Annotated in this window: 1 protein-coding gene; it reads right to left on the bottom strand. The window is 54.0% G+C overall.

Translation table 11 applies throughout. From position 1 onward, the window contains the following. Positions 1-34: 34 nt before the first annotated feature. Positions 35-952, bottom strand: a complete 918-nt coding sequence (locus HBO23_RS33560) for an IS110 family transposase (protein ID WP_017139096.1) — start codon at positions 950-952, stop codon at positions 35-37. Positions 953-1,169: the final 217 nt, after the last annotated feature.

Consider the following 1,169-nt stretch of genomic DNA (forward strand, 5'->3'; position numbering starts at 1 on the left):
AAATGTGGGAGCAACTGTCTTAACCCACCGTCCGTCAGCGCCATTCTGTACCGTCTCGCAGCATGGCATTTAGTCTGATCAGCAGTATCCGCATGCAGGCGATGAGCGCGACTTTCGCGCTCTTGCCTCGCTCCCTTAGAGCCTCGTAGCGCGTTTTAAAGTCTGCTTGGAAGCGGATAACAACCCAACTCGACATGTATAACGCATGCCTGACACGGGTTCTTCCTCCGTATATCTGCCGTTTTCCATTGTGGTTTCCGCTGTCGTCGTTGTAAGGGGCTATGCCCGCTAACGCCGCCACTTCTCTGCGATCCAACTCGCCCAACTCCGGCAAGTAAACCAGCAAACTGGCGGCCGCGACTTTGCCAATCCCCTTCACAGACATGAGTCGCCTGGCCTTTTCTGCATCCAAATCAAACATGCCCTGAACGAGGTGTTTTTCCAGGGCTTTGATCTGCGCTTGCAGGTAGCGAATATGATCTTTGGTAGCGCTGACAACGGTTGGCAACTGAGCCTGCTGAAGTCGACGCTTATTGTCGTCGCGCTGCTGAACGAAGTGCTCACGTAATTGGATCAGTTCGCGCAGAGCTTCGCGCTCAGGAGAAATGACCTTTTCGTGAGACCCATGCAGCACTTCGGCAAAATCAGCCAGAACTGCCGCATCAATCGGGTCGGTCTTGGCATTTTTGCCCATGGCCACCGCGAAGGCTCTGGCCCGACGAGGATTGATTCGGAGCACTTGGAAATTCGTCTGTTGCAGTGCCGCCATGACCTGGCGCTCGTAGCCTCCCGTGGCCTCCAGCAATACCCGGCCAACCTCATAGCAGCTCAATCGTTTGATCAGCTCAACAAAGCCTTCAGATGTGTTTGGAATCTCGAAGCCTTCTTTCTGAGGTTGAACCCAGACAACAAGGTTTAATTTAGAGATATCGATGCCGACCCAGGAAATCATGGCAAAACCCTCTTACACTCAGGAGTGAGAGTGCTCTGGCTATGCCCACGCTTGTGATTCGAGTGGTGCTCGTCCAACTGTTCGGGCTTGTCGGCCAGAGTGGAAAGGTGGATGGCAGCTTTGCTCCCACTCGTGCTTCTAGCACCGCGGACTCACAGCTTGCCATCCACCCCTCTCACCTCAGAGTTTATTCCCAGATCAAGACACAAGCGGGCTT

The organism is Pseudomonas sp. WS 5532 (assembly GCF_012985445.1).
Classification (GTDB): domain Bacteria; phylum Pseudomonadota; class Gammaproteobacteria; order Pseudomonadales; family Pseudomonadaceae; genus Aquipseudomonas; species Aquipseudomonas edaphica.